This window comes from Mesorhizobium sp. BH1-1-5 (assembly GCF_020165615.1).
Classification (GTDB): domain Bacteria; phylum Pseudomonadota; class Alphaproteobacteria; order Rhizobiales; family Rhizobiaceae; genus Mesorhizobium.
On record NZ_JAIUIM010000035.1, the window covers coordinates 23,895 to 43,153 of the forward strand.

At 64.8% G+C, this 19,259-nt stretch carries 17 protein-coding genes; 7 read left to right on the forward strand and 10 right to left on the reverse strand.

Features of this window, described 5'->3' with window-relative positions; translation table 11 throughout:
• Positions 1 to 5 precede the first annotated feature (5 nt).
• Together LB572_RS30990 and LB572_RS30995 are read left to right on the forward strand one after the other, a co-directional pair.
• The gene (locus tag LB572_RS30990; protein WP_224670446.1) at positions 6 to 914 is read left to right on the forward strand and encodes an intradiol ring-cleavage dioxygenase; all 909 of its coding nucleotides are present in this window, start codon (positions 6 to 8) and stop codon (positions 912 to 914) included.
• 88 nt (positions 915 to 1,002) lie between these two features.
• Positions 1,003 to 2,694, forward strand: coding sequence for an extracellular solute-binding protein (locus tag LB572_RS30995; protein ID WP_224670447.1), 1,692 nt, complete (start codon positions 1,003 to 1,005; stop codon positions 2,692 to 2,694).
• Positions 2,695 to 2,871: 177 nt separating this feature from the next.
• Here the strand turns inward: LB572_RS30995 and LB572_RS31000 are convergent, their stop codons facing one another.
• The 7 genes from LB572_RS31000 to LB572_RS31030 all read right to left on the reverse strand — a co-directional run bounded on the left by LB572_RS31000 (position 2,872) and on the right by LB572_RS31030 (position 9,981).
• Positions 2,872 to 3,678 (reverse strand): SDR family NAD(P)-dependent oxidoreductase, encoded by an 807-nt coding sequence (locus LB572_RS31000; RefSeq protein ID WP_224670448.1) that lies wholly within the window; start codon positions 3,676 to 3,678, stop codon positions 2,872 to 2,874.
• A 10-nt stretch (positions 3,679 to 3,688) separates the two neighbouring features.
• Positions 3,689 to 4,546 (reverse strand): sugar phosphate isomerase/epimerase family protein, encoded by an 858-nt coding sequence (locus LB572_RS31005; protein ID WP_224670449.1) that lies wholly within the window; start codon positions 4,544 to 4,546, stop codon positions 3,689 to 3,691.
• A 10-nt stretch (positions 4,547 to 4,556) separates the two neighbouring features.
• The gene (locus LB572_RS31010; RefSeq protein WP_224670450.1) at positions 4,557 to 5,354 is read right to left on the reverse strand and encodes an SDR family NAD(P)-dependent oxidoreductase; all 798 of its coding nucleotides are present in this window, start codon (positions 5,352 to 5,354) and stop codon (positions 4,557 to 4,559) included.
• A 69-nt stretch (positions 5,355 to 5,423) separates the two neighbouring features.
• Complete coding sequence (locus tag LB572_RS31015; RefSeq protein ID WP_224670451.1) at positions 5,424 to 6,401, reverse strand: sugar ABC transporter substrate-binding protein; 978 nt, start codon at positions 6,399 to 6,401, stop codon at positions 5,424 to 5,426.
• An 88-nt stretch (positions 6,402 to 6,489) separates the two neighbouring features.
• Complete coding sequence (locus tag LB572_RS31020) at positions 6,490 to 7,473, reverse strand: ABC transporter permease (RefSeq protein WP_224670452.1); 984 nt, start codon at positions 7,471 to 7,473, stop codon at positions 6,490 to 6,492.
• A gap of 4 nt (positions 7,474 to 7,477) precedes the next feature.
• Complete coding sequence (locus LB572_RS31025) at positions 7,478 to 8,482, reverse strand: ABC transporter permease (RefSeq protein ID WP_224670453.1); 1,005 nt, start codon at positions 8,480 to 8,482, stop codon at positions 7,478 to 7,480.
• Positions 8,479 to 9,981: a sugar ABC transporter ATP-binding protein gene (locus LB572_RS31030; protein ID WP_224670454.1), complete on the reverse strand. Its 1,503-nt coding sequence runs from the start codon at positions 9,979 to 9,981 to the stop codon at positions 8,479 to 8,481. Before LB572_RS31030 ends, LB572_RS31025 begins: the two co-directional genes overlap by 4 nt.
• A gap of 251 nt (positions 9,982 to 10,232) precedes the next feature.
• Here LB572_RS31030 and LB572_RS31035 point away from each other — a divergent pair, with 251 nt between their 5' ends.
• Positions 10,233 to 11,999: a thiamine pyrophosphate-binding protein gene (locus tag LB572_RS31035; RefSeq protein ID WP_224670455.1), complete on the forward strand. Its 1,767-nt coding sequence runs from the start codon at positions 10,233 to 10,235 to the stop codon at positions 11,997 to 11,999.
• Here the strand turns inward: LB572_RS31035 and LB572_RS31040 are convergent, their stop codons facing one another.
• Together LB572_RS31040 and LB572_RS31045 are read right to left on the reverse strand one after the other, a co-directional pair.
• Positions 12,000 to 12,515 (reverse strand): Lrp/AsnC family transcriptional regulator, encoded by a 516-nt coding sequence (locus LB572_RS31040; protein WP_224670456.1) that lies wholly within the window; start codon positions 12,513 to 12,515, stop codon positions 12,000 to 12,002.
• The gene (locus LB572_RS31045; protein WP_224670457.1) at positions 12,515 to 13,252 is read right to left on the reverse strand and encodes an aspartate/glutamate racemase family protein; all 738 of its coding nucleotides are present in this window, start codon (positions 13,250 to 13,252) and stop codon (positions 12,515 to 12,517) included. Before LB572_RS31045 ends, LB572_RS31040 begins: the two co-directional genes overlap by 1 nt.
• A 118-nt stretch (positions 13,253 to 13,370) precedes the next feature.
• Here LB572_RS31045 and LB572_RS31050 point away from each other — a divergent pair, with 118 nt between their 5' ends.
• From LB572_RS31050 to LB572_RS31060, 3 genes are read left to right on the forward strand one after another with little or no spacing between them, the layout of a single operon-like run.
• Positions 13,371 to 14,804: an NAD-dependent succinate-semialdehyde dehydrogenase gene (locus tag LB572_RS31050; RefSeq protein WP_224670458.1), complete on the forward strand. Its 1,434-nt coding sequence runs from the start codon at positions 13,371 to 13,373 to the stop codon at positions 14,802 to 14,804.
• Positions 14,794 to 16,071: an NAD(P)/FAD-dependent oxidoreductase gene (locus tag LB572_RS31055; protein ID WP_224670459.1), complete on the forward strand. Its 1,278-nt coding sequence runs from the start codon at positions 14,794 to 14,796 to the stop codon at positions 16,069 to 16,071. Before LB572_RS31050 ends, LB572_RS31055 begins: the two co-directional genes overlap by 11 nt.
• Before the next feature lie 7 nt (positions 16,072 to 16,078).
• On the forward strand, positions 16,079 to 17,032 hold the full coding sequence (locus LB572_RS31060) for an ornithine cyclodeaminase family protein (protein WP_224670460.1): 954 nt from the start codon (positions 16,079 to 16,081) through the stop codon (positions 17,030 to 17,032).
• Between the two features lie 18 nt (positions 17,033 to 17,050).
• Here the strand turns inward: LB572_RS31060 and LB572_RS31065 are convergent, their stop codons facing one another.
• Complete coding sequence (locus tag LB572_RS31065) at positions 17,051 to 17,605, reverse strand: helix-turn-helix domain-containing protein (protein WP_224670461.1); 555 nt, start codon at positions 17,603 to 17,605, stop codon at positions 17,051 to 17,053.
• Between the two features lie 377 nt (positions 17,606 to 17,982).
• On the opposite strand from LB572_RS31065, the gene LB572_RS31070 reads away from it, so the two are divergent.
• A complete protein-coding gene (locus LB572_RS31070; RefSeq protein WP_224670462.1) occupies positions 17,983 to 19,209 on the forward strand; it encodes a branched-chain amino acid ABC transporter substrate-binding protein in 1,227 nt (408 codons plus the stop codon).
• Positions 19,210 to 19,259: the final 50 nt, after the last annotated feature.

Consider the following 19,259-nt stretch of genomic DNA (forward strand, 5'->3'; position numbering starts at 1 on the left):
TCGCCATGACAGGCACCGCAGACGCCGCTCGACCGAAATATCCCTATTTCGAGGAAGAGACCTCGGTCGACGTGGTCAACGCGCGCATGGGGCCGGATGTGGACCCGCGGCTGCGCGAGGTGATGGGCGTGCTGGTGAAACATCTGCATGCCGCCATCAAGGAGATCGAGCCGACGCATGAGGAGTGGCTGCAAGGCATCAAGTTCCTCACCGATGTCGGAAAGATGTGCTCCGACTGGCGGCAGGAATTCATCCTGCTTTCCGACACGCTTGGCGTTTCGATGCTGGTCGACGCCATCAACCACCGGCGTCCGAGCGGCGCCACGGAAAACACCATCCTTGGGCCGTTCTATGTGCCCGAGGCCCCGCGCTACGCGCATGGCGCCAACATCTGCCTCGACGGCAAGGGCGAGCCGATGGTGGTGCGCGGGCGTGTCCTCGACACGCAAGGCAAACCGATCGCCGGGGCGCTGATCGATGTCTGGCAGACCAATGACGACGGCTTCTACGACGTCCAGCAGAAGGACGTGCAGCCCGACTGGAATCTGCGCGGGGTCTTCACCACCGACGAAAAGGGCGAATACTGGTACCGTTCCGTCAAGCCGCGCTACTACCCGATCCCCGACGACGGACCGGTCGGAAAGATGCTCGCCGCGCTCGGACGTCATCCGAACCGCGCGGCGCATGTGCACTACATCGTCAGCGCCCCGGGCTACGATCCCGTCATCACCCACATCTTCGCGCCCGATTGCCGCTACCTCGCCGAGGATGCCGTCTTTGGGGTGAAGGACTCGCTGATCGCCGATTTCACCCGAGTCGCCGACCCGAAAGAGGCAGGTGCGCTCGGTTTCGAGGCTCCGTTCTGGTCCGTCGAGTGGGATTTCGTCCTGGCTCCCAAGACTGCCGGAACTTGACGCTGGGCAGTTTCGTCCAAATTGGACAAAAGCTGGCGCCGCGCCAATTGATCGGCGTATCCTTCCTGCCTGGAAGGAGGATGTCCGGATGAACGATCACGAGTTCCTGCGCGTCTATGATTTCGTGGATCGCCTGCGCCGACCTTTCCTCGGCGTCTCGGATATCGAGGACGAGGCCGCCTGGCGCATCATCCATTATCTCATGCGCTCGGAGCTCGAGGGCTATCCGGTTACGATCAGCAAGCTCGCGCTGGTCTCGAACCTTCCTCACGGCACCGCGATCCGGCGCATCCAAGGCATGATCGATGGCGGGTTGATCGAAAGGCGGGCGGCTTCCGAAACGGCCAAGCGCTTCACGCTCCACCCGACGGCGCGGCTGTCGAACCTCGCCATCAACTATGCGGCGGAGACCAAGGCGCTGATCGCCGAGATCGTCGGCGGTCGCAACAATGAGGAGCACGAGGCCGACTATTATTTCGGCGCGCCGCAGCGCGGCAATCCGATCATCCCGCCGATCAACCTTTTGACCAACAGGGTCACGAAGGGCGTCGAGCTGCAGTTCCTGCTGAACGACGACAATTACTTCGCCGCCATGCGCAACATGTGGTCGGACTTCCGCAACAATCTGGCGAGCGCCAAGAGCTTCAAGCTGGTGCATCAGAACGATCTCTATCGGGAGGGGCTCGCGAACGGCGCGCGTTCCGTCTCGGCCTACGACATGATCGCGATCGACATGCCCTGGCTCGGAGAATTCGCGAGCAAGGGGCTTATCCTGCCGATCGGCGAGATGATCCGCGAATCCGGCATCAACCCGATGGATTTTCATCCCTCGATCTGGTCGACAACGACCTGGCAGCGCGTGGAATACGGCGTGCCGATCTACTGCACGATCGAGGTCCTGGCCTGCCGGTCGGACCTCTTCGAAAGCGGGGGGTTGGCGCTGCCACGCACTTTCGACGACGTCATCAGCGCCGGGCGGGCGTTCCACAATCCGGCGGCGGAACGCTACGGCATCGCCTGGAACGCGGCGCACAGGCCGCTGGCGTCGAGCTTCATGTTCTTCCTCGGCTGCTGCGGCCAGAGCGTGCTGTCGATCCGCCGCACGCCGACCGGCTACTCCACCGAAAACCTCGATGCGCAGCATATGCGGCCGCAGATCGACAGCGAAGCCGGCCTGCTGGCGCTCGACTATATGCACCGTATGCTGGAAATCGCCCAGCCCGGCGCGCTCGAGGCGCATTGGGATGATTCCTGCGCGGTCTTCCTGCGCGGCCAGAGCGCGATGGGCTATGTTTGGACGATGCGCGCCGCGCAGTTCGAGGCCGAAGTCCGGTCCGCCGTCAAGCGGCGCGTCGCCTATGTTCCGCAGCCTTCCGGGCCGGGCGGCACCAACACCTCGCCGATCGGCGGGTTCCTGTTGTGCATTCCCTCCAACATCGACCCGAAGCGCCTGCCGCTCGCGGCCGAAGCGCTAGCATGGATGGCCTCGCGAGAGGCGATGAAGGAGCATGTCAAGAACGGCTTTCCCGTCGCGCCGCGTTTCTCGGTGAGCGCGGATCCGGAGGCGATCGGCAGCTCGCAGCTCGTGCGCTTCGTCGGCAGCCTCGCCAACCGCAATCTGCTGCGCAACTGGCAGCGCCCGCCGGTGCCGTTCTACACCGGCATGGAGCGCATCATCGGCGAGGAGGTCCACGACGCGCTTTCCGGCCGCAAATCCGACCGCGCGGCCCTGAAGGACGCCCAGGACCGCATCGAGCGGATCGTCGACCGCGCCGGCTGAATCTGGCTCGTTGCGGCGCGCCTTGAAGCAGTTCAGCGTTTGATCGAATCGCCTGCTGCAACTCTTTGTTTTTGCGCTATTTCAAAAAAAGGAGAACCGCGGCGCGGTCCTCCCAGAATCTCTTTGTTTTGACGCAATTCCGGACGGAAAACCGCTCACACTTTTCCTGGAATTGCTTTAGGCGATCGCCCGTATCGAGCCGCCGTCCACGCCCCAGACGGAGGAGGTGACGAAGGAGGCGAGATCGGAGGCTAGGAAGACGATGACGTTGGCCACTTCCTCCGGCTTGCCGAGGCGGCCGAGCGGCAGCTGGCGCAGCGACATCTCGTGCTCGACGGCCTTCTGCGGCTCCATGTTGTGGAACTTGCCCATGGTTTCGGCAAAGCCGCCGGGCTGGGTCCAGAACGGCGTCCAGACCGGGCCGGGAGCCACTGCGTTGATGCGGATGTTGTTGGCGCCTTCGGTGCGCGCCAGCCCCTTGGTCAGGGCGAGCACTGCCGCCTTGGACGCCGAGTAGTCGATCGGAACGCCTTCCGGCTGGCGCGCGAGATCCGAGCCGTTGTTGACGATCGCGCCATGCCCCTGCTTGCGCATCACCGGTAGAACGACCCGCGTCGTGCGGACATAGCTCATGAAGTTGAGCGAGAAGGTCTTGTCCCATTCGGCATCGGTCAACTGGTCGAACGTGCGCACCGCGCCGGCGCCGACATTGTTCACAAGAACGTCCACCGAGCCGCCGAAATGGGCGATCGCAGCCGTGACCTTCTTCTCGATGTCATCCGCCGACGACAGGTCGGCCTTGAACGTCGCTGCCGTGCCGCCAGCCGCCGTGACCGCGGCCGAAGACTCGGCGAGCGCCGCTTCGTCGATGTCGAAAAGCGCCACGCGGCTACCTTCGCGGCCGAACGCGACCGCCGTCTCGCGGCCGATGCCCTTCGCCGCCCCGGTGATCAGCACCACCTTGCCCTTGAGATTGGTTTCCATTTGATCCTCCCTATCTTGCAGCGAATTGCGCCATGGTGGTTTCGAACGAACGCCGGGCCGCCTCTTCGAGCGGCAGCACGCGGTGCCTCTTTGAGATCACTTCGACCGAATAGAAGCCGTCGAAGCCGGTCTTGCGGATCGCGTCGATGAAGGCGGGCGGATCGAGCACGCCCTCGCCACAGAGCCTGCGTTCGTAGATCGTGTCTTCCCAGAGCGTACCGACGATTTTTCCGTCCGCGTCGTCGAGCTCGACCGAGACGACATATTGCTTAGGAACAGCGGCGACGGCTTCGTAGGGGATGCCGCCGCGGCCAACATGCCAGATGTCGAGCAGCAGTCCGCCATTGGCCTTGGCCGCGCCTTCGACGATGGCGCGCGCGGTCTCGAGCGTGCGCACGTTGGAGAACGGCATCACCTCCAGCGCGATCTTGGTGCCGTAGCGGGCGGCGTCGTCGCAGATCGCGGCAAAGCTGTCGGTGACCTGCGCCAGGTCGATGGTGTCGGCATCGAATTCCGGCGCGATCTTGACGTTGCGGGCGCCGAGCGCTTCCGCCGCCTCGAAGAGCTCGCGGCGAACCTTGTCCGATGCGGCGCGCAGGGCGCCGGACGCGAACCAGTGGGTGATGAACTCCAGCTCGACATGCGGCATGCCGTTGGTGTCGAGGATGCGCCGCATCTCCTTCAAGCCGATCTTCTCGCGCGTCGCCTGCAGGTCCGCGTGGATCAGACCGACGCCCTTGTATCCGGCCCTGGCCGCGGCTTCGACGCGCTCCGCGAATGGAAACGGGCTGATCTCGTTCGGTGCGAACGGGTAGACGTCGCCCGAGATTGTCCAGTAGGCGGCGACGAGTTCAATAGGGTTGCTCATCATCTTCTCCTCAGACCGACGCGCCTTCCGACCCGGTGCGGAAATCGAAGCTGGTCGTCAGGCCGCCATCGGCGATGATCTCGGCGCCGTTGAGCGCCGTGGAGGCATCGGAAAGCAGGAAGAGGCCGGCGCGGGCGACCTCGGCCGGATCGAGGATGCGGCCGGCCGGCTGGCGGTTGGCGCGCGCCGCGAGGAAACGGTCCGGATCGCTGGCGGATTTCATGTGCCGCTCGAACAGGCCAGCAAGCATCGGCCCGGGGCTCAGCACGTTGGCGCGTATGCCCTGGCGCGCATGGTCCATGGCGACGGTGCGGGTGAGCTGGCGGACGGCGCCCTTCGAGGCGGCATAGACGGCGAGCTGCTGCTCGGCGAAGGTCGCGTCGATGCTGGCGACCGCCACGATCGGGCCACCGCCGCGCGCGGTCATCAGCGGCAGCATGGCGCGGAAGGCGAGCGCCGTGCCGATGAAATTGACCGACATGGTCTTTTCCATCGCCGCTTTGTCGAATTCGAGGATGGTGCCGACATTGAGCATCGCCGCCGATGTCACGAGGCCGAGCGTTCCGGGGTTCTCGTTGGCGATCATCTCCGCGATGCCGGCCCAGGTCGTCTCGTCGGCGACGTCGCCCCGGACATGCGAATATAGTTCGTTCGCAAGGCTGTCCGGCGCCGGCGCGAGATCGACGCCGATGGTGCGCACGCTGCTTTCGGTCAGCAGCCGGGCAATGTTGGTACCAAGACCAGAAGCCGTTCCCGAGACCACGACAAGGTCCGGCAAGGCGTTGCTAAAGACTGGCTCCGTGGCCATGGGATATTCCTCTTTTCTGACGTCGGGAAAGGTGAGGCACGGCGGCGGCCGCCGTGCCTCGAAAAGGGTTCAGCGGCCCAGCGCGGCGTTGCAGTCGGCGACGTTGGCCTTGGTGATGATCTCGTGCGGCAGGAAGATCTGCTTCTCCACCTTCTTGCCGTCGAGGAGATCGGCGACAGCCTGCGCGGCATATTTGCCGTCGTCGATCGGCGACTGCAGGACGGTGGCGTATTGCGTGCCGTCATTGATCTGGTTGACGCCCTCGATCGAGCAGTTGGAGCCGACCAGGACCAGGCTTGCCGGATCGATGCCGGCGCGCTTGGCGGCGACGATCACGCCGGACATCATGTTGTCGGCCTGCGCGTAAACGCCTTTCACGCCCGAGCCGAGCTGGGTGAAGAGAGCGGCGGCAGCATCCGTCGCCTTGGTCTGGTCCCAGTTGCCGTTCTGTTTGCCGGCCACCTGGATGCCGCTTGCCTTCTTGCCCAGGACATCCTCGAAACCCTGAGAGCGTTGGATCTGCGGCGGCGTTCCGGGAACGCCCTCGACGACGAAGACCTTGCCGTCGCTGCCGAGCTTCTTGTCGGCGAAGCCCTTGATCATGGCTTCGCCGGCGGACTCGCCGTTGCCGATGTCCGACGGGCCGGTGAAGACGTCCCAGAATTGGGAGTATTTCTCGTCCGGCCGCGAGTTGGTGATCACCAGCGGGATGCCGGCCTGCTTGATCTTGCGCAGCGACGGCACGATGGCGCTGGCATCCGCGGGCCAGAGCACGATCGCGTCCGGCTTCTGGGCGATCGCCTGGTCGACCTGCGAGGCCTGTTCGGCGGCGTCGTAATTGTTGATCTTCACCTCGAGGTCGATGCCCGCCGCGGCCGCGACTTCCTTGAAGGCGCGCTGGTGCAGGGCGCAATATTCGCACTCTTCCGTGACCGTCAGCAGGATCACCTTCGCGCCCGTGGCCGCGGCGAAGGCCATTCCGGGCGCCATCAGCCCTCCGACGACCGCGGTCGTCAGCAAAAGTTTGGTGAGTTTTGCGAAGTTCATTTTGGTTACTCCTCCCGTTTCAAGGTTGCACGTCCCCCCGCGCCGCCGATCGCTCGGCGGCGTTGCAAGGATCCGTGGGTTGTTTCCGCTAGGCGGAATTGGCGGCCCGCGACATTGCGAGCCGTTCGCTCATCCATGCGCCCAACTGACCGTCGAGCAGCACGATCCCCATCAGCACGAGGCCGTTGGCGAAGAGAATCCCCGTCGCCCCCATGCCGATCAGACTCAGTCCATTGTTCATCACCGTCAGGATCAGCGATCCGAGCAGCACGTGCGCGGGTGTGCCCGAACCACCGGTCAGCGCGACGCCGCCGACGATCGCCGCCGAGACGGCCTGCAGCATCAGCGTGCTGCCGGTCGTCGCCGCGGCGCTGGCGAGGCTCATCGACAAAAGGCTTCCCGCGAGAGCGGCCGTGACGGCGGAAATCACGAAGACGATCACCAGCGAGCGGCCGACCCTGGCGCCGCTCGCCGCCGCCACCTGGGGCTTGCTGCCGACGACGCGGATGTCACGTCCCATCAGCGTGTAGTGCATGAACAGGCCGACGAGCAGGAAGGCGGCAAGCGTCACCAGGCTGCGCCAGGAAAGGACGGTGAGCAGCGGATCGTCCAGCGCCATGCCGGGGTCGAAATTGTCGGTGCTGATGACCTTGCCGCCGGCGAGCCAGAAGGCGAAGCCGGAGAGCGCCATCATCGAGCCGACCGACACGACGAGCGACGATACCTTGAAGCGGCTGACGACGATCGCATTGACCAGGCCGACAAGCACGGCGAAGGCGAGCGCGGCGAGCATGCCGTGGACGAGATTGCCGGCGCCGATGACGAGCGTGATCAGGCCGCCCACGGCGACCATGGAGCCGACGCTCAGGTCGAACTCGCCGGCAATCATCGTCAGGGACAGGCCGAGCGCGACCATGCCGAGCAGCGCGAAGGACTGCATCAGGGCATAGAGATTGCGGCCGCTGATGAATGCCGGATTCCAGATCGCGAAGGCGGCGACGAGGGCGGCGAGAAGGACAAGGCGCAGCAGTGTTGCGCCGGAGATCATCTTGGGCTTGCGGATCGCGGCCATGGTGTTACCTCCGGAAGCCGAGCGCCAGCGCGCCGAGGATGACCGAGCCGATCACCACCAGGCCCTTGACGATGAGCTGGATTTCCAGCGACAGGCCCTTGAGCAAAAGGATGTTGGAGATCATCGCCAGGAACACGGCGCCGATCGCCGCGTCGAGGACCCGGCCTTGGCCGCCCTTGATTGCCACGCCGCCGACGAGCACGGCGGCAATCGCGTCGAAATCCAGCCCCGCGCCGAGCTTGAGGTTGCCCTGCGCCGCCTGCGAGCCATAGAGCGCGCCGGCGAAGGCCGCGGCCATGGCGGCCAGCATATAGGCGAGTACCAGGGTGCGGCCGACGCGAAGGCCGGTGAAGCTGGCGGCCTTCGGGTTCAGCCCGATCAGGCGGAGCTCCCGCCCGAAGCGGGTCCGCTCGACGAGGAAGCTCAGCACGATCGCCGCAAGCAGGAAGAGTATGATCTGGTTGGGCAGGCCGAGGGTCCGCCCAACTCCGAGCCAGCTCGCATCTCCCTGGCCCACGACCGTCAGGCCGCCGGAATAGAAAGAGCCGGCGCCGGTGATGATCGAGGCCATCGCGATCGTGGTGATGATCGGATTGGTGCGGAACACACCGACGGCGATGCCCTGGGCCAAGCCGAACAGCCCGCCGATCAGGACCACCAGGACCACGCTCGCGAGCAGGCCGAAATGCAGGAAGGATGCGAAGAGGATGGTGGAGACGGCAGCGGTCGCGCCCATCGACAGCATGAAGAGATTGCCGGAGAGCGTGATCAGCGCCATGCCGACCGCGGCAATGCCGACGGCGGAGGTGGAGTACATGATCGCGGACACGTTGGCGCCGGAGGAAAAGCCGGGAATGGTGAATGAAGCCCACAGGGCGAACAGCACCGTTGCCGCCCACACGGCGGTGGACTGGATGCGTTCCGGCCGCATCAGGCTGGCGCCGAGCGCCGTCGCGTCGAATCCGGCCAAGGCCCTGCCTCCGCTCCTTATGTTGCCGTTGATGCTCATGCCGCCCTCCCGATGGCCGGGCCGCGCACGACGTCGCCCAGGATGGAATCCATGGTCGTTTCCTCGACCGGCAGGTCGCGAACGATCTCGCCGCGGAAGACGGTGATGACGCGCTGCGAGAGCTCCCGGATTTCCTCCAGGTCGGTCGAGAAGAAGAGGACGACCAGTCCCTCGCGGGCAAGCGCCTGGATTTCGCGGTAGATCTCGGCCCGGGCGCCGACATCGACGCCGCGGGTCGGCTCGTTCAGCACCAGGATCCTGGGCGAGAGCGCGACCGACTTGGCGATCGCCACCTTCTGCTGGTTGCCGCCCGAAAGCGTCGACGCCGCGGCCGGCAGCCGGCGGACGTCGATCTGGAACCGGCGGGCAAGCTCGCTCGCCTCTCTGCGCGCATCGGCGAGCGTCAGGACGCCGAAGCGGTTGAGGCGGTCGAGGATCGCCGCCGTGAGGTTGACCTCGATGGGAGCTCCGAGGAAGAGGCTCTTGCCGCCACGGTCTTCCGAGACATAGGCGATGCCGGCACGGCTCGCCGCGGCAATCGAGGTGACGTCGACCGCAGAACCGCCGACCTTGATCGTGCCGGCATAGTGTCGCTCCAGGCCGGCCAGCGTTTCGATCAGCGCGTTGGCGCCGGAGCCCAGCTGACCGATGATGCCGACGATCTCGCCGGCGCGGAAGGCAAGATCGACGGGGCGGTATTTTCCGGCGACCCCGAGCCCCGCGAGTTCGATCGCCGTCGCCGCCGTGGCGCTGGCCCTGTTGCGCGTGGCGTGGGCCGAGGTCACCTCGCGGCCGATCATCTCGGCGACGAGTTCGTCATTGGTCCATTGCGCGGTCGGTTTGGTCAGGATGCGCTGTCCGTTCCGGAACACGGTCGTACGATCTGTGAGCGCGAAGATCTCCGGCAGGCGATGGCTGATGTAGACCACGGCCGTTCCCTTGGCGCGCAGCCAGCGCACCGTCGCGAAGACCCGCTGGATTTCGGCGTCGGAAAGGCTCGCCGTCGGTTCGTCGAGGATCAGAACGCGCGCCCCGCGCATCACGGCGCGGCAGATTTCGAGGAGCTGCTGTTCGGCGATCGAGAGCCTGCCGGCCTCGAGGTTGAGCGGCACATCTGACAGACCAAGCTGGTCGAGGGTTTCGCGTGCACGCGTCCTGTAACGGGCGCGGATGTAGAGCTGGGAAATATCGGGGTCGCCCAGAAGCACATTGTCCAGCACGGACAGATGCGGAATGATCGACAGCTCCTGGTAGACGACGGAAACGAGCTTCGGATCGGTGAGCTCGCCGGGCCGCAGCAACTGTCCGTCGACGCGGATCTCGCCTTCGTCCGGCGGCATGAGGCCGGCAATCATGCGCACCAGCGTGCTCTTGCCCGCGCCGTTCTCGCCACAAAGGGCATGGATCTCGCCGGCATGCAGATCGAAGTCGATGCCTTTCAGCGCATGGACCCCGCCGAACGACTTGCGCAGATTCGTGACCGTCAGAACGGCTTGCATAGCTCGTGGAACCTCCCAACGCCGCGCCTCCGAGCGGCAGGAAAGGCTTAAACGACAAGTTCGCCGGGGATCATGGATAAATGGTCCATATTGGACTTCAGGTGGGGTCAGCCATTTCCATTCGCGGATGGAACTCCTCGAAGCTGCCAACCGATTGACGGCAAAAGGGCCCCAAACCGACAAAGTGTCGGAAGTATCCGAGCATCATTGCGCCTACAGTCGACGGACGATCATAGGAGATGTTGTTTCAGATGCGCGGCGCCGACCTGTTGATGGAAATGCTGATCGCCCACGACGTCGACCTGGTGTTCGGCGTGCCGGGCGACACCAATGTCGCGCTTTACGATGCGCTCAGGCAGGCTCAAGGCAAGGTGCGCCATGTGATGGTGCGCGACGAGCGGACCGGCGGTTTCATGGCCGACTGCTTCTCGCGGCTCTCCGGCAAACCGGCGGTGATGGAGGTGCCAAGCGGCGCCGGCGCCATGTATGCGCTGCCGGCGGTTGCAGAAGCGAATTTCTCGTCGCTGCCGATGATCCTCATCACAAGCGACACACCTCTCAAAATGGAGGCGCAAGGCGTCATCACGGAGCTCGAATGCGCAAAGCTGTTCGAGCCGGTGACGAAAGGCTCCTGGCAGGTGAAGTCGGCCGGCAAGATCCCGGAATATGTACGCCGGGCATTCCGCGTCGCCACCACCGGCCGGCCCGGCGCCGTGCATCTCGTGCTGCCGGAGGACGTGCTCGGCGCGGAGGTCGATCCCACCACGGTTTCGCTTCATGCCGATCGGAACTGCACCCGCTTCCCCGCCTATCCGGCAAGCCCGCGCTTAGAGGACGTGAGCCTCCTCGCCAACATGATCGGCGAAGCGAAAAAGCCGCTTCTGATCGCGGGGGGCGGGGTCAATCGCGGTCACGCCGGAACGCTGCTGCGCCGGACCGCCGAGCGCTTCAATGTTCCGGTCGTCAACACCATCACCGGCCAGTCCGCGCTCGCCGACGACCATCCGCTGGCGATCGGCGTGATCGGCGACAACGGGTTTCACCCGCACGCCAACAGGGCCGTCGAAGACGCCGACCTCTTAGTCTATCTCGGGTGCCGGATGGGCTCCGTCGTCACGGTAGGCTGGACCTTTCCCACGCCTCGCGCCGAACGTCTCCTGGTCCAGGTCGACATCGATCCGGTCGCCCTCGGCAACAATTCCGACAATGCGCTCAACATCTGCGCGGATGTGAATGCCGTTCTCGCGGCACTCCTGGCGCTGGAGGCGCCGGGTGGCAACTCGCATCAGGCTTGGATCGACCAGCTGAACGCCTGGCGCGGCGCGTTCTGGCAGCATGTCCAGCCGGAGCTGACGGGCGACAGCGTGCCGCTCAAGCCGCAACGCGTGGTCAAGGCGCTCAACGCGCATCTGGAGAAGAAGCCTTATTCCATCCTGTCGGACCCGGGCACGCCGACCCCGCACATGACGCGGCTTCTGCGGCTGTCCAACCCGGACTCGACGTTCATCATCCCGCGCGCCTTTGGCGGCCTCGGCTATGCCTTGCCCGCCGTGGTCGGCGCCTGGCTGGCGCGGCCGGAGATCCGCCCGGTCGGACTGTTCGGCGACGGTTCCTTCGCCATGTCGATGGGCGAGCTCGAAACGATCGTGCGGCTCGATGTGCCGGCGCTGCTCATCCATTTCAGCAACGGATGCTTCGGCTGGATAAAGGCGCTGCAGCGGCTGCATGGCCACAACGCCACCTATTCGGTGGACTTCAAGCAACTCGACGCCGCCGCGATCGCCGCCGCCTTCGGGCTGCGCGCGTGGCATGTGCGAACGGCGGACGAGCTCGATGCCGCGCTTGGCGAAGCCTTCGCGCATGACGGTCCGGCATTCATCGATATCGAGGTCGAATCGATCGCGGATGTCGCGCCGCCGGTCATGTCCTGGCTGCGCCGCCTGGGCCGCGATCCGCTCGACCTGAAACCCGAGGCCGGGTTGCGCCTGGCCGATCGCGCGGTCCTGCCGGACCATTGATCAGCCGACAGCGATGGCCTGCCCGTTGCCGCGCTGAAAGTTGGTGGCCATGATGATCGAGGTGCGGCAGCGTTCCACGCCGGGCAGGCCGATGATCTCGTCGAGAACGGCGTCGACATCGTCCATCTGCGGCGCCTCGACGAGCAGGATCAGGTCGAACTCGCCGCTGACCGTATAGCAGCTCAACACTTCCGGAAGCATCTTCAGGTGCTCCATCAGCGCTGGCTGCATGCGCTGGACGATGCTCAGCATGACCAGCGCCCGGTTGGAATTGCCTTCGAGGCTCCGCGACAGGATCGTCGAATAGCCGGCGATGACCCGATTGCGTTCAAGCCTCGCCAACCGTTCGTGGACCGTGGTGCGTCCGAGCCCGAGCTTCTTCGCCAGGTCGGTGACGGATTCGCGCGCGTTGGCGACGAGCAGGGCGATCAGCTTGCGATCGACGCTGTCGAGATTGATGTTTTTTCTCGCGCTGAAACCGTTGCTCTTCTCGGTTTGGCGGTGGGCCAGCGTCATCAGTATCCCCCCTGATAGGCATGCCGGCGGCCCGCGGCCTGGAAAAAGTCGATCATGGTCAGGAAATCGAAGACGTGCCGCCCTGTCGCGCGCTGAACGGCGGCGGCGTAAGGCGGCAGGTTGGAGCATTCCAGAAGAATGGCGCCGACCTCCGGGTGCTGGGCGACAAGGCCCTTCGCACGCTCGACGATTTCCGCCTCGACCGCGTCGGTGTCGAGCGTCCCTTCCTCGTCAAGGATGGCGGAGCGGAACGCCGGGGCGTCCTCCATGCCCACAATATGAACGGCGCGCGTCGGGTTTGGATAGGCAAGCGACAGAAGCGGCTGGGTGAGCCGGCTGGAGTTGGCGCAGATGATGCCGATCGATGCGCGAGGTGCCAGTGTGGCGGCGATCAGCGGCAGTTGCAGCAGGCTCGACAGCATGACCGGAACCTTCAGCGCGGTCGCCACCTCGTCCTGGAAATGGAGCATGTAGCCGCAGTCGCTGGTGATCGCCTTCACCCCCATATCCTGCAGCCTGAGCGCGGCCGCGATCACGTCCCGCGCCATCGAGCGGTCGCCCTCGTTGATCAGGCTGTCGATCGTGACCGAGCGTATCGTCTCGTAAAGCACGGGATAGCGGTAGCTCGATGCGTTGCCGACATCTCCGGGCGGGAAGGGGTTCGAACAGGCGATCAGCAGGATGCCTATTTCGTGCCCGTAACTCTGCGCGTCGCCGCGCACGCGATAGATCGCCAATTCAGTTCTCCCATTCGTCCGTCATTTCGTCGGTCGACGGCGCTCGCCTCTTCCATATAAATCCATTATAGTGGAATCAACTGCAATGTCATCCGCAACGACAATCTCCGGAGTATCGATGGCCCACGCATATCGCGAGATCACGCTGATCATCGGAAAGTCCCGCATCGGGGCGGCGGAGCGGCATAGAAGGCTGGTGGTGGATCCGGCGACCGGCGAGACGATCGGCGCGCTGCCGATCGCGACGGCCGACGACATCCGTGCAGCCGCCGAAACGGCCGGCCGCACCTTCGAGCAGTGGCGCAAGACCTCCAGCCATCAGCGGCAGTCGATCCTGCGCGCCGCGGCGGCGGCCCTGCGCGCGCGGCGCGAGGAACTGGCCTGGACCATCACCACGGAGCAGGGCAAACCGCTTGCCGAATCGCGCGGCGAGACCGACGCCTCCGCCGAAACGCTCGAATGGTTTGCCGATGAGGCGCGCCGGTCCTATGGCCGGATCATTCCCTCGCGCTTTCCCGGTAATCGCCAACTCGTGGAGATCGAGCCGGTCGGACCGGTAGCGGCCTTCGCGCCCTGGAATTTTCCGCTCATCAACTCCATCCGCAAGATCGCGCCCGCCCTGGCGGCCGGATGCAGCATCGTGATCAAGCCTGCGGAGGAAACGCCCGGCGCCACATTGATCGCGGTCGAATGCCTGCTCGAGGCCGGGTTGCCCGAAGGCGTCGTCAGCGTCCTCTACGGCAATCCCGCCGAGATATCGGAAGGCCTCATCCGCTCGCCGGAAATCCGCAAGATCTCGTTCACGGGCTCGGTGCCGGTGGGACAGTCGCTCGCGGCCTTGGCAGCAACCCACGGCAAACGCAGCACCATGGAGCTCGGCGGCCATGCGCCCGTCATCGTCCTCGACGATGTCGATGCGGCGCAGGTCGCGACAATGGCTGCCGCGGGGAAATTCCGCAACGCCGGCCAGGTCTGCAACGGCGCGACCCGGTTCTACGTGCAGCGCGGCGTCTACGATGCCTTCCTCGAGGCCTTTGCCGACCATGCGAGGGCGATCGTCGTTGGGGATGGACGCAAGGACGGCGTGCAGATGGGCCCGCTCGCCAACGATCGCCGGGTGGTGGCGATGGAACGCTTCACCGCCGATGCGCAGCGGCGCGGCGGCGGCGTGATCGGCGGCGCTCGCCTCGGCAATGTCGGCAATTTCTTTCAGCCGACCATCTTCCACGACCTCGACCCCGAGGCGGATGCCTATCGTACGGAACCCTTCGGTCCGCTGGCGCTCGTCGCGCCTTTCGAAGAGGAGGCTGAGGCGTTGCAGCGCGCCAACGACATCAATGTGGGCCTGTCGTCCTTCGTGTTCTCCGACAGCGCGAAGCGGCAACGGCGCATGATCGACGGCCTCCAGGCCGGACTTGTCGGCGTCAACACCTTCACGGTGAGCTTTCCCGAAACGCCTTTCGGCGGCATCAAGGAAAGCGGCCATGGCCATGAGGGCGGCAGCGAAGGGCTCGAACCTTACCTGGTCAAGAAGTTCGTGCATGTCGCCTGATCCCACGCAGCAGATGCACGACGTCGCCGTCATCGGCGGCGGCATTGTCGGCCTGTCGGCCGCCCTGGAACTGCAGTCGCGCGGGCGGCTGGTCATCGTCATCGATCCGGACGACGAGTATCGCCGTGCCTCCTACGGCAATGCCGGAGTGCTCAGCCGCGGGTCGATCCTGCCGGTGGCCGGACCTGGCATCTGGAACAACCTATTTCGATATGCGCGCAACGCGGACCCAGCCGTCAGGCTGCGCTATTCATCCTTGCCGGCACTGTGGCCGTGGCTGCGTCGCTTCCTGCGCGCCGCCAACCAACAAGCGCAGCGCGACAGCGCCGCCATTCTCAATCCGCTCGTCGAGGCGGCCTTCGCGCGTCACATCGCGTTGGGGGAGATCGCCGGGACGATCCCGCTCATCCATCGCGACGGATGGCTTCGGCTCTACCGCTCGGACACAAATTTGGCTGGTATTGCTCTGGAGCGCGAAATTCTGGGCGAGCATGGGGTCGAGACGGAGCTTCTCAGCGGCGAGGCGATCTATGAGCTCGAACCGTTTCTGGCGCGCCGCTACGCGCATGGGCTGCTGTTCACGCAGACGGGCTCGGTCCAAAGTCCGGGCGAAGTCGTGCGCCGCTTCACGGCCGCGTTTCGCGCGCGCGGCGGCAAATTCCTGAAGGGCAGCGCGACCGGCCTGCGCCAGACTGCGACGGGCGTCGATGTTCGAACGCGCGACGGCGTCGTCCATGCCGGCCATGCGGTGGTGAGCGCCGGCGCCTGGAGCGGCGGTCTGCTGCGGGAGCTTGGGTATCGGATTCCGCTGGCCTCCGAGCGCGGCTATCACGCGCATTACCGGCTGCGGGAGGGCGCGAGCCTTGGCCGCGCCATCAACGACACGAGCGCCGGCTTCGTCGTGGCGCCGATGAATGGCGAGGTGCGGCTGCTGACGGGCGTCGAGCTTTGCCGGCCCGACGACCCGCCCCGACCGCGTCAGCTCGATCTTGCTGCCATGGAGGCAGCCAGAACCTTGCCGCTTGGCGAAGCGGCAGGCCCGGTCTGGTCGGGCAATCGCCCGTCCACGCCCGATAGCCTGCCGGTGATCGGGCTCGCGCCCAACCACGACCGTGTCGTCTTGGCCTTCGGCCACGGTCATATCGGCTTCTCGACCGGGCCGGTGACGGGTGACATTGTCGCGCGACTCATCTGCAAGGAACGCCAGACGATCCCGATTGCGGGCTTCGATGTCAGACGCTTCTCTCAATCCGCCGCGAAACAGTGAGTCGATGATGAGCCGCAACGGGGAACTGCTTTATCTGTCGCGCGACGATGTGCTGCGCTGCGAGATCGGGCCTTCGGATCTGCTGGCCGCGGTCAGCGATGCCTTCAAGGCCAAGGCGGCGCAGGGAGCGCGGACCGCCAAGCCGATGTCCTTCGAGGCGAACGGCGGATATTTCGACGGCAAGGGCGGATATTTGTCGGGTTTTTCCGGCCTGAAATGGTACGGCTATTTTGCCGCCAATGCCGGGCATGGCCAGCGTGATTTCTGGCCGATGATCATCCTGAACGAGGCACAGACGGGGCTGCCGGTGGCGTTCATCGATGGCACCTGGATTTCCGAGATGCGGACCGCGGCGATCTCGGCGGCCGGCGCCACCCGGCTCGCCGATCCGAACGCGCGAAGCATCGCCTTCATTGCCTGCGGCCAACAGGCAAGAAGCCATCTCCAGGCATTCGGCGCGGCATTTCCCCTGGCGCGTGTTCTTGCCTATGGCCGCCGCAGGGAAACCGCCGAAGCGTTCGCGAACGAGGCCCGCGCGATGGGATATGACGCCGAGGTGATGGAAGCGCCGAGGTCGGCGATCGAGGACGCCGACATCGTCATCAGCAGCGTGCCGCACAGAACCCTGAACGACGGTTTCCTTGATGCGTCGTGGCTCAAACGCGACGCGTTCGTTTCTATGGTGGATTTGGGCTACAGCTGGCAACGTCGATCGTTCGGCGAGATAGAACTGCTGGCCACGGACGACCGCGACCAGGTACCGCCGGGCCGCGGCTACAATACCGACCGGGTGCTGGAGAAGGATCTTGCCGATCTGCTCTCGCAAGCCAGGACCGATCAACCCCTGGCGGGCCGAAGGGCTCTTATCTTCGCCGGCTCCGGCCTTGCCGACGTGGCGGTCGCGCGCCTTGTGGTGGACAGGGCCACGACCATGGGAATCGGACGCAGGCTGCCGCTTTGATCCTGTTGCCGAGACCGCTCACATTCTGATGGTCACGGACAACGCGCGGGCAGGCTTGCCCGTCGGGCTGGTGAAGGCGTGGCCGATGCGCGCATCGAAGCAGATGCTGTCGCCCTTGCCGATCTTCAGCGGCTCGTCGCTGCCTTCCCTGTGGAAGAGGGCCGTTCCCTCCAGGACATAGACAAAGTTTTCATCGTCGTGGCGATCCCATTGCTCGAACTGGGAAATGTCCGTCGCCTCGATCGTGAACTCCGTCACGATCAAGGGCGAGTTGGCATATAGGCCTGCGTCCAGGAACCGCAGCAGGTAAAGCGATGTCGAATGCATCGATCCTTCGTCGCTGCGGGTGAGCTTAACGTCCTCAGATTTTTCGGGGGTCCGACCTTCCATCAACTGCATCATGCCTATGCCAAAGCCCTGCGCGAGCTTGTTGAGGGCGTTGTAGGTCGGCGACATCTGCTGCCGCTCGATCTTGGAGAGAGCCGAGCGCGAAAGACCGGTGTGCTCGCTGGTCACGTCCAGCGTCCATCCCCGTTCGTCCCGCAGCGCCTTTATGCGCTTGGCGAGAAGCATGGATGGCTTCGAAGTGGGGTTGGTTTCAATTTCGGCGGTGCGGGCTGGCGGCATCAGGCCTCGGTCTCGGGAAGAGGAGATAGCGACAATTTAGCGGCAGTTTGACGAATCGTCACGACCCTTCGCACACATCGTCGGGACGCCTGTTGACGTTTCTCCTATCGTGGAATATCATCTTTCCATAGATAAAAAGGGGAAGCTCTCCAGAATCTGTACAACAAAATTGAAGTGCAATCCAGATGAATCGAATATCGATTTACTGATTGCGCTGTATTAGTTGCGCACATGCGGAGAAATTGGCGCGTACTCATGCTGTTTCGAGAATAAAATCTGGAATCGCATCGATTTCGCGCGCCTAAACAACGGAGATGGTTGGAATGACTGTGTCGAAACGTATCTGCAAGCGTGCGTTTGCAGGGGCTGTGGCCTATCTGGCGCTTGTCGGCGCTGCCTTTTCCCAGTCCAGCGAAGTCCGGATCGAGCCGGGCGCGCCGATCGTGATCGGCGGCTACTGGGTCCTGTCCGGAGGCGATGCCGCTCTCGGCAACGACCAGAAGCGGGGCGTCGAACTGGCCATCAAGGACCTGAACGGCACGATCCTCAACCATCCGGTCCGCCTGCTTGCCGAAGACAGTCAGTGCAGCGCCGAAGGCGGCCAGACGGCAGCGACCAAGCTCGCCTCCAATCCGGCGGTCGTCGGCGTGATCGGCCCGTCCTGCTCCAGCGAGGCGACGGCCGCCGCGCCGATCCTATGGAACGCCGGCCTGGTCAGCATCGGCACCTCCGCGACGGCGCCGTCCCTTACCGCGCCGGACCGCAAGGCCGACTACAAGGGTTTCCTGCGGACCGTGTTCAGCGACGCCGACCAGGGGCCGGCCGATGCCAAATGGATCCATGATGGATTGAAGGCCAAGACCGTTGTCACCATTCATGACGGCAGCCCCTATACGCAGCAGCTTACCGCGGAGATGGCCAAGACCTTCACCGGATTGGGCGGCAAGATCGCGTCCCAGGAAGCGGTCGCGCCGACGGATGTCGACATGCGCCCCTTGCTGGCGCGCATCGCCACCGAGAAGCCCGACGCGGTGTATGTGCCGATCTTCGTTCCCGCGACCGCGCAGATCTTGAAACAGGCCAAGCAGACCCCCGGGCTCGAGAAGGTCGCCTTCATCGGCGGCGGCGGCACGATGTCGCCTGACATCATGGATGCCGCGGGCGACGCGGTCATCGGCTTCTACGGCGCGTTCCCGGACGTCACGCCCGAGGCCCAGGGCAAGGATTATCCCAAGCTCCTGCAGAACTACCAGGACGAGTATGGCGAAGCGCCGACATCGGGTTTCGTCGCCAACGCTTATGACGCGCTGACGCTGCTCAGGATGGCGCTGGAGAAATCGGCCAAGACCGAGGCCGACGGCACCGTGGTCGTCGACAAGAAGGCGCTTCACGACGCGCTCTTCACGATCAAGTTCAGCGGCATGAGCGGCGATATCTCCTGCACCGCCGACGGCCAGTGCTCAGCCTTCAAGCCGGGCATCTACCAATACCAGAGCGCGGATCGCTCGAGCTTCGCGATCGGTACGAACCCGAAGAAAATCTACCCCTGAAATTGATTGGACTTGCTCATCGCGGTACGCCAGTCGATCGGCGTGCCGCG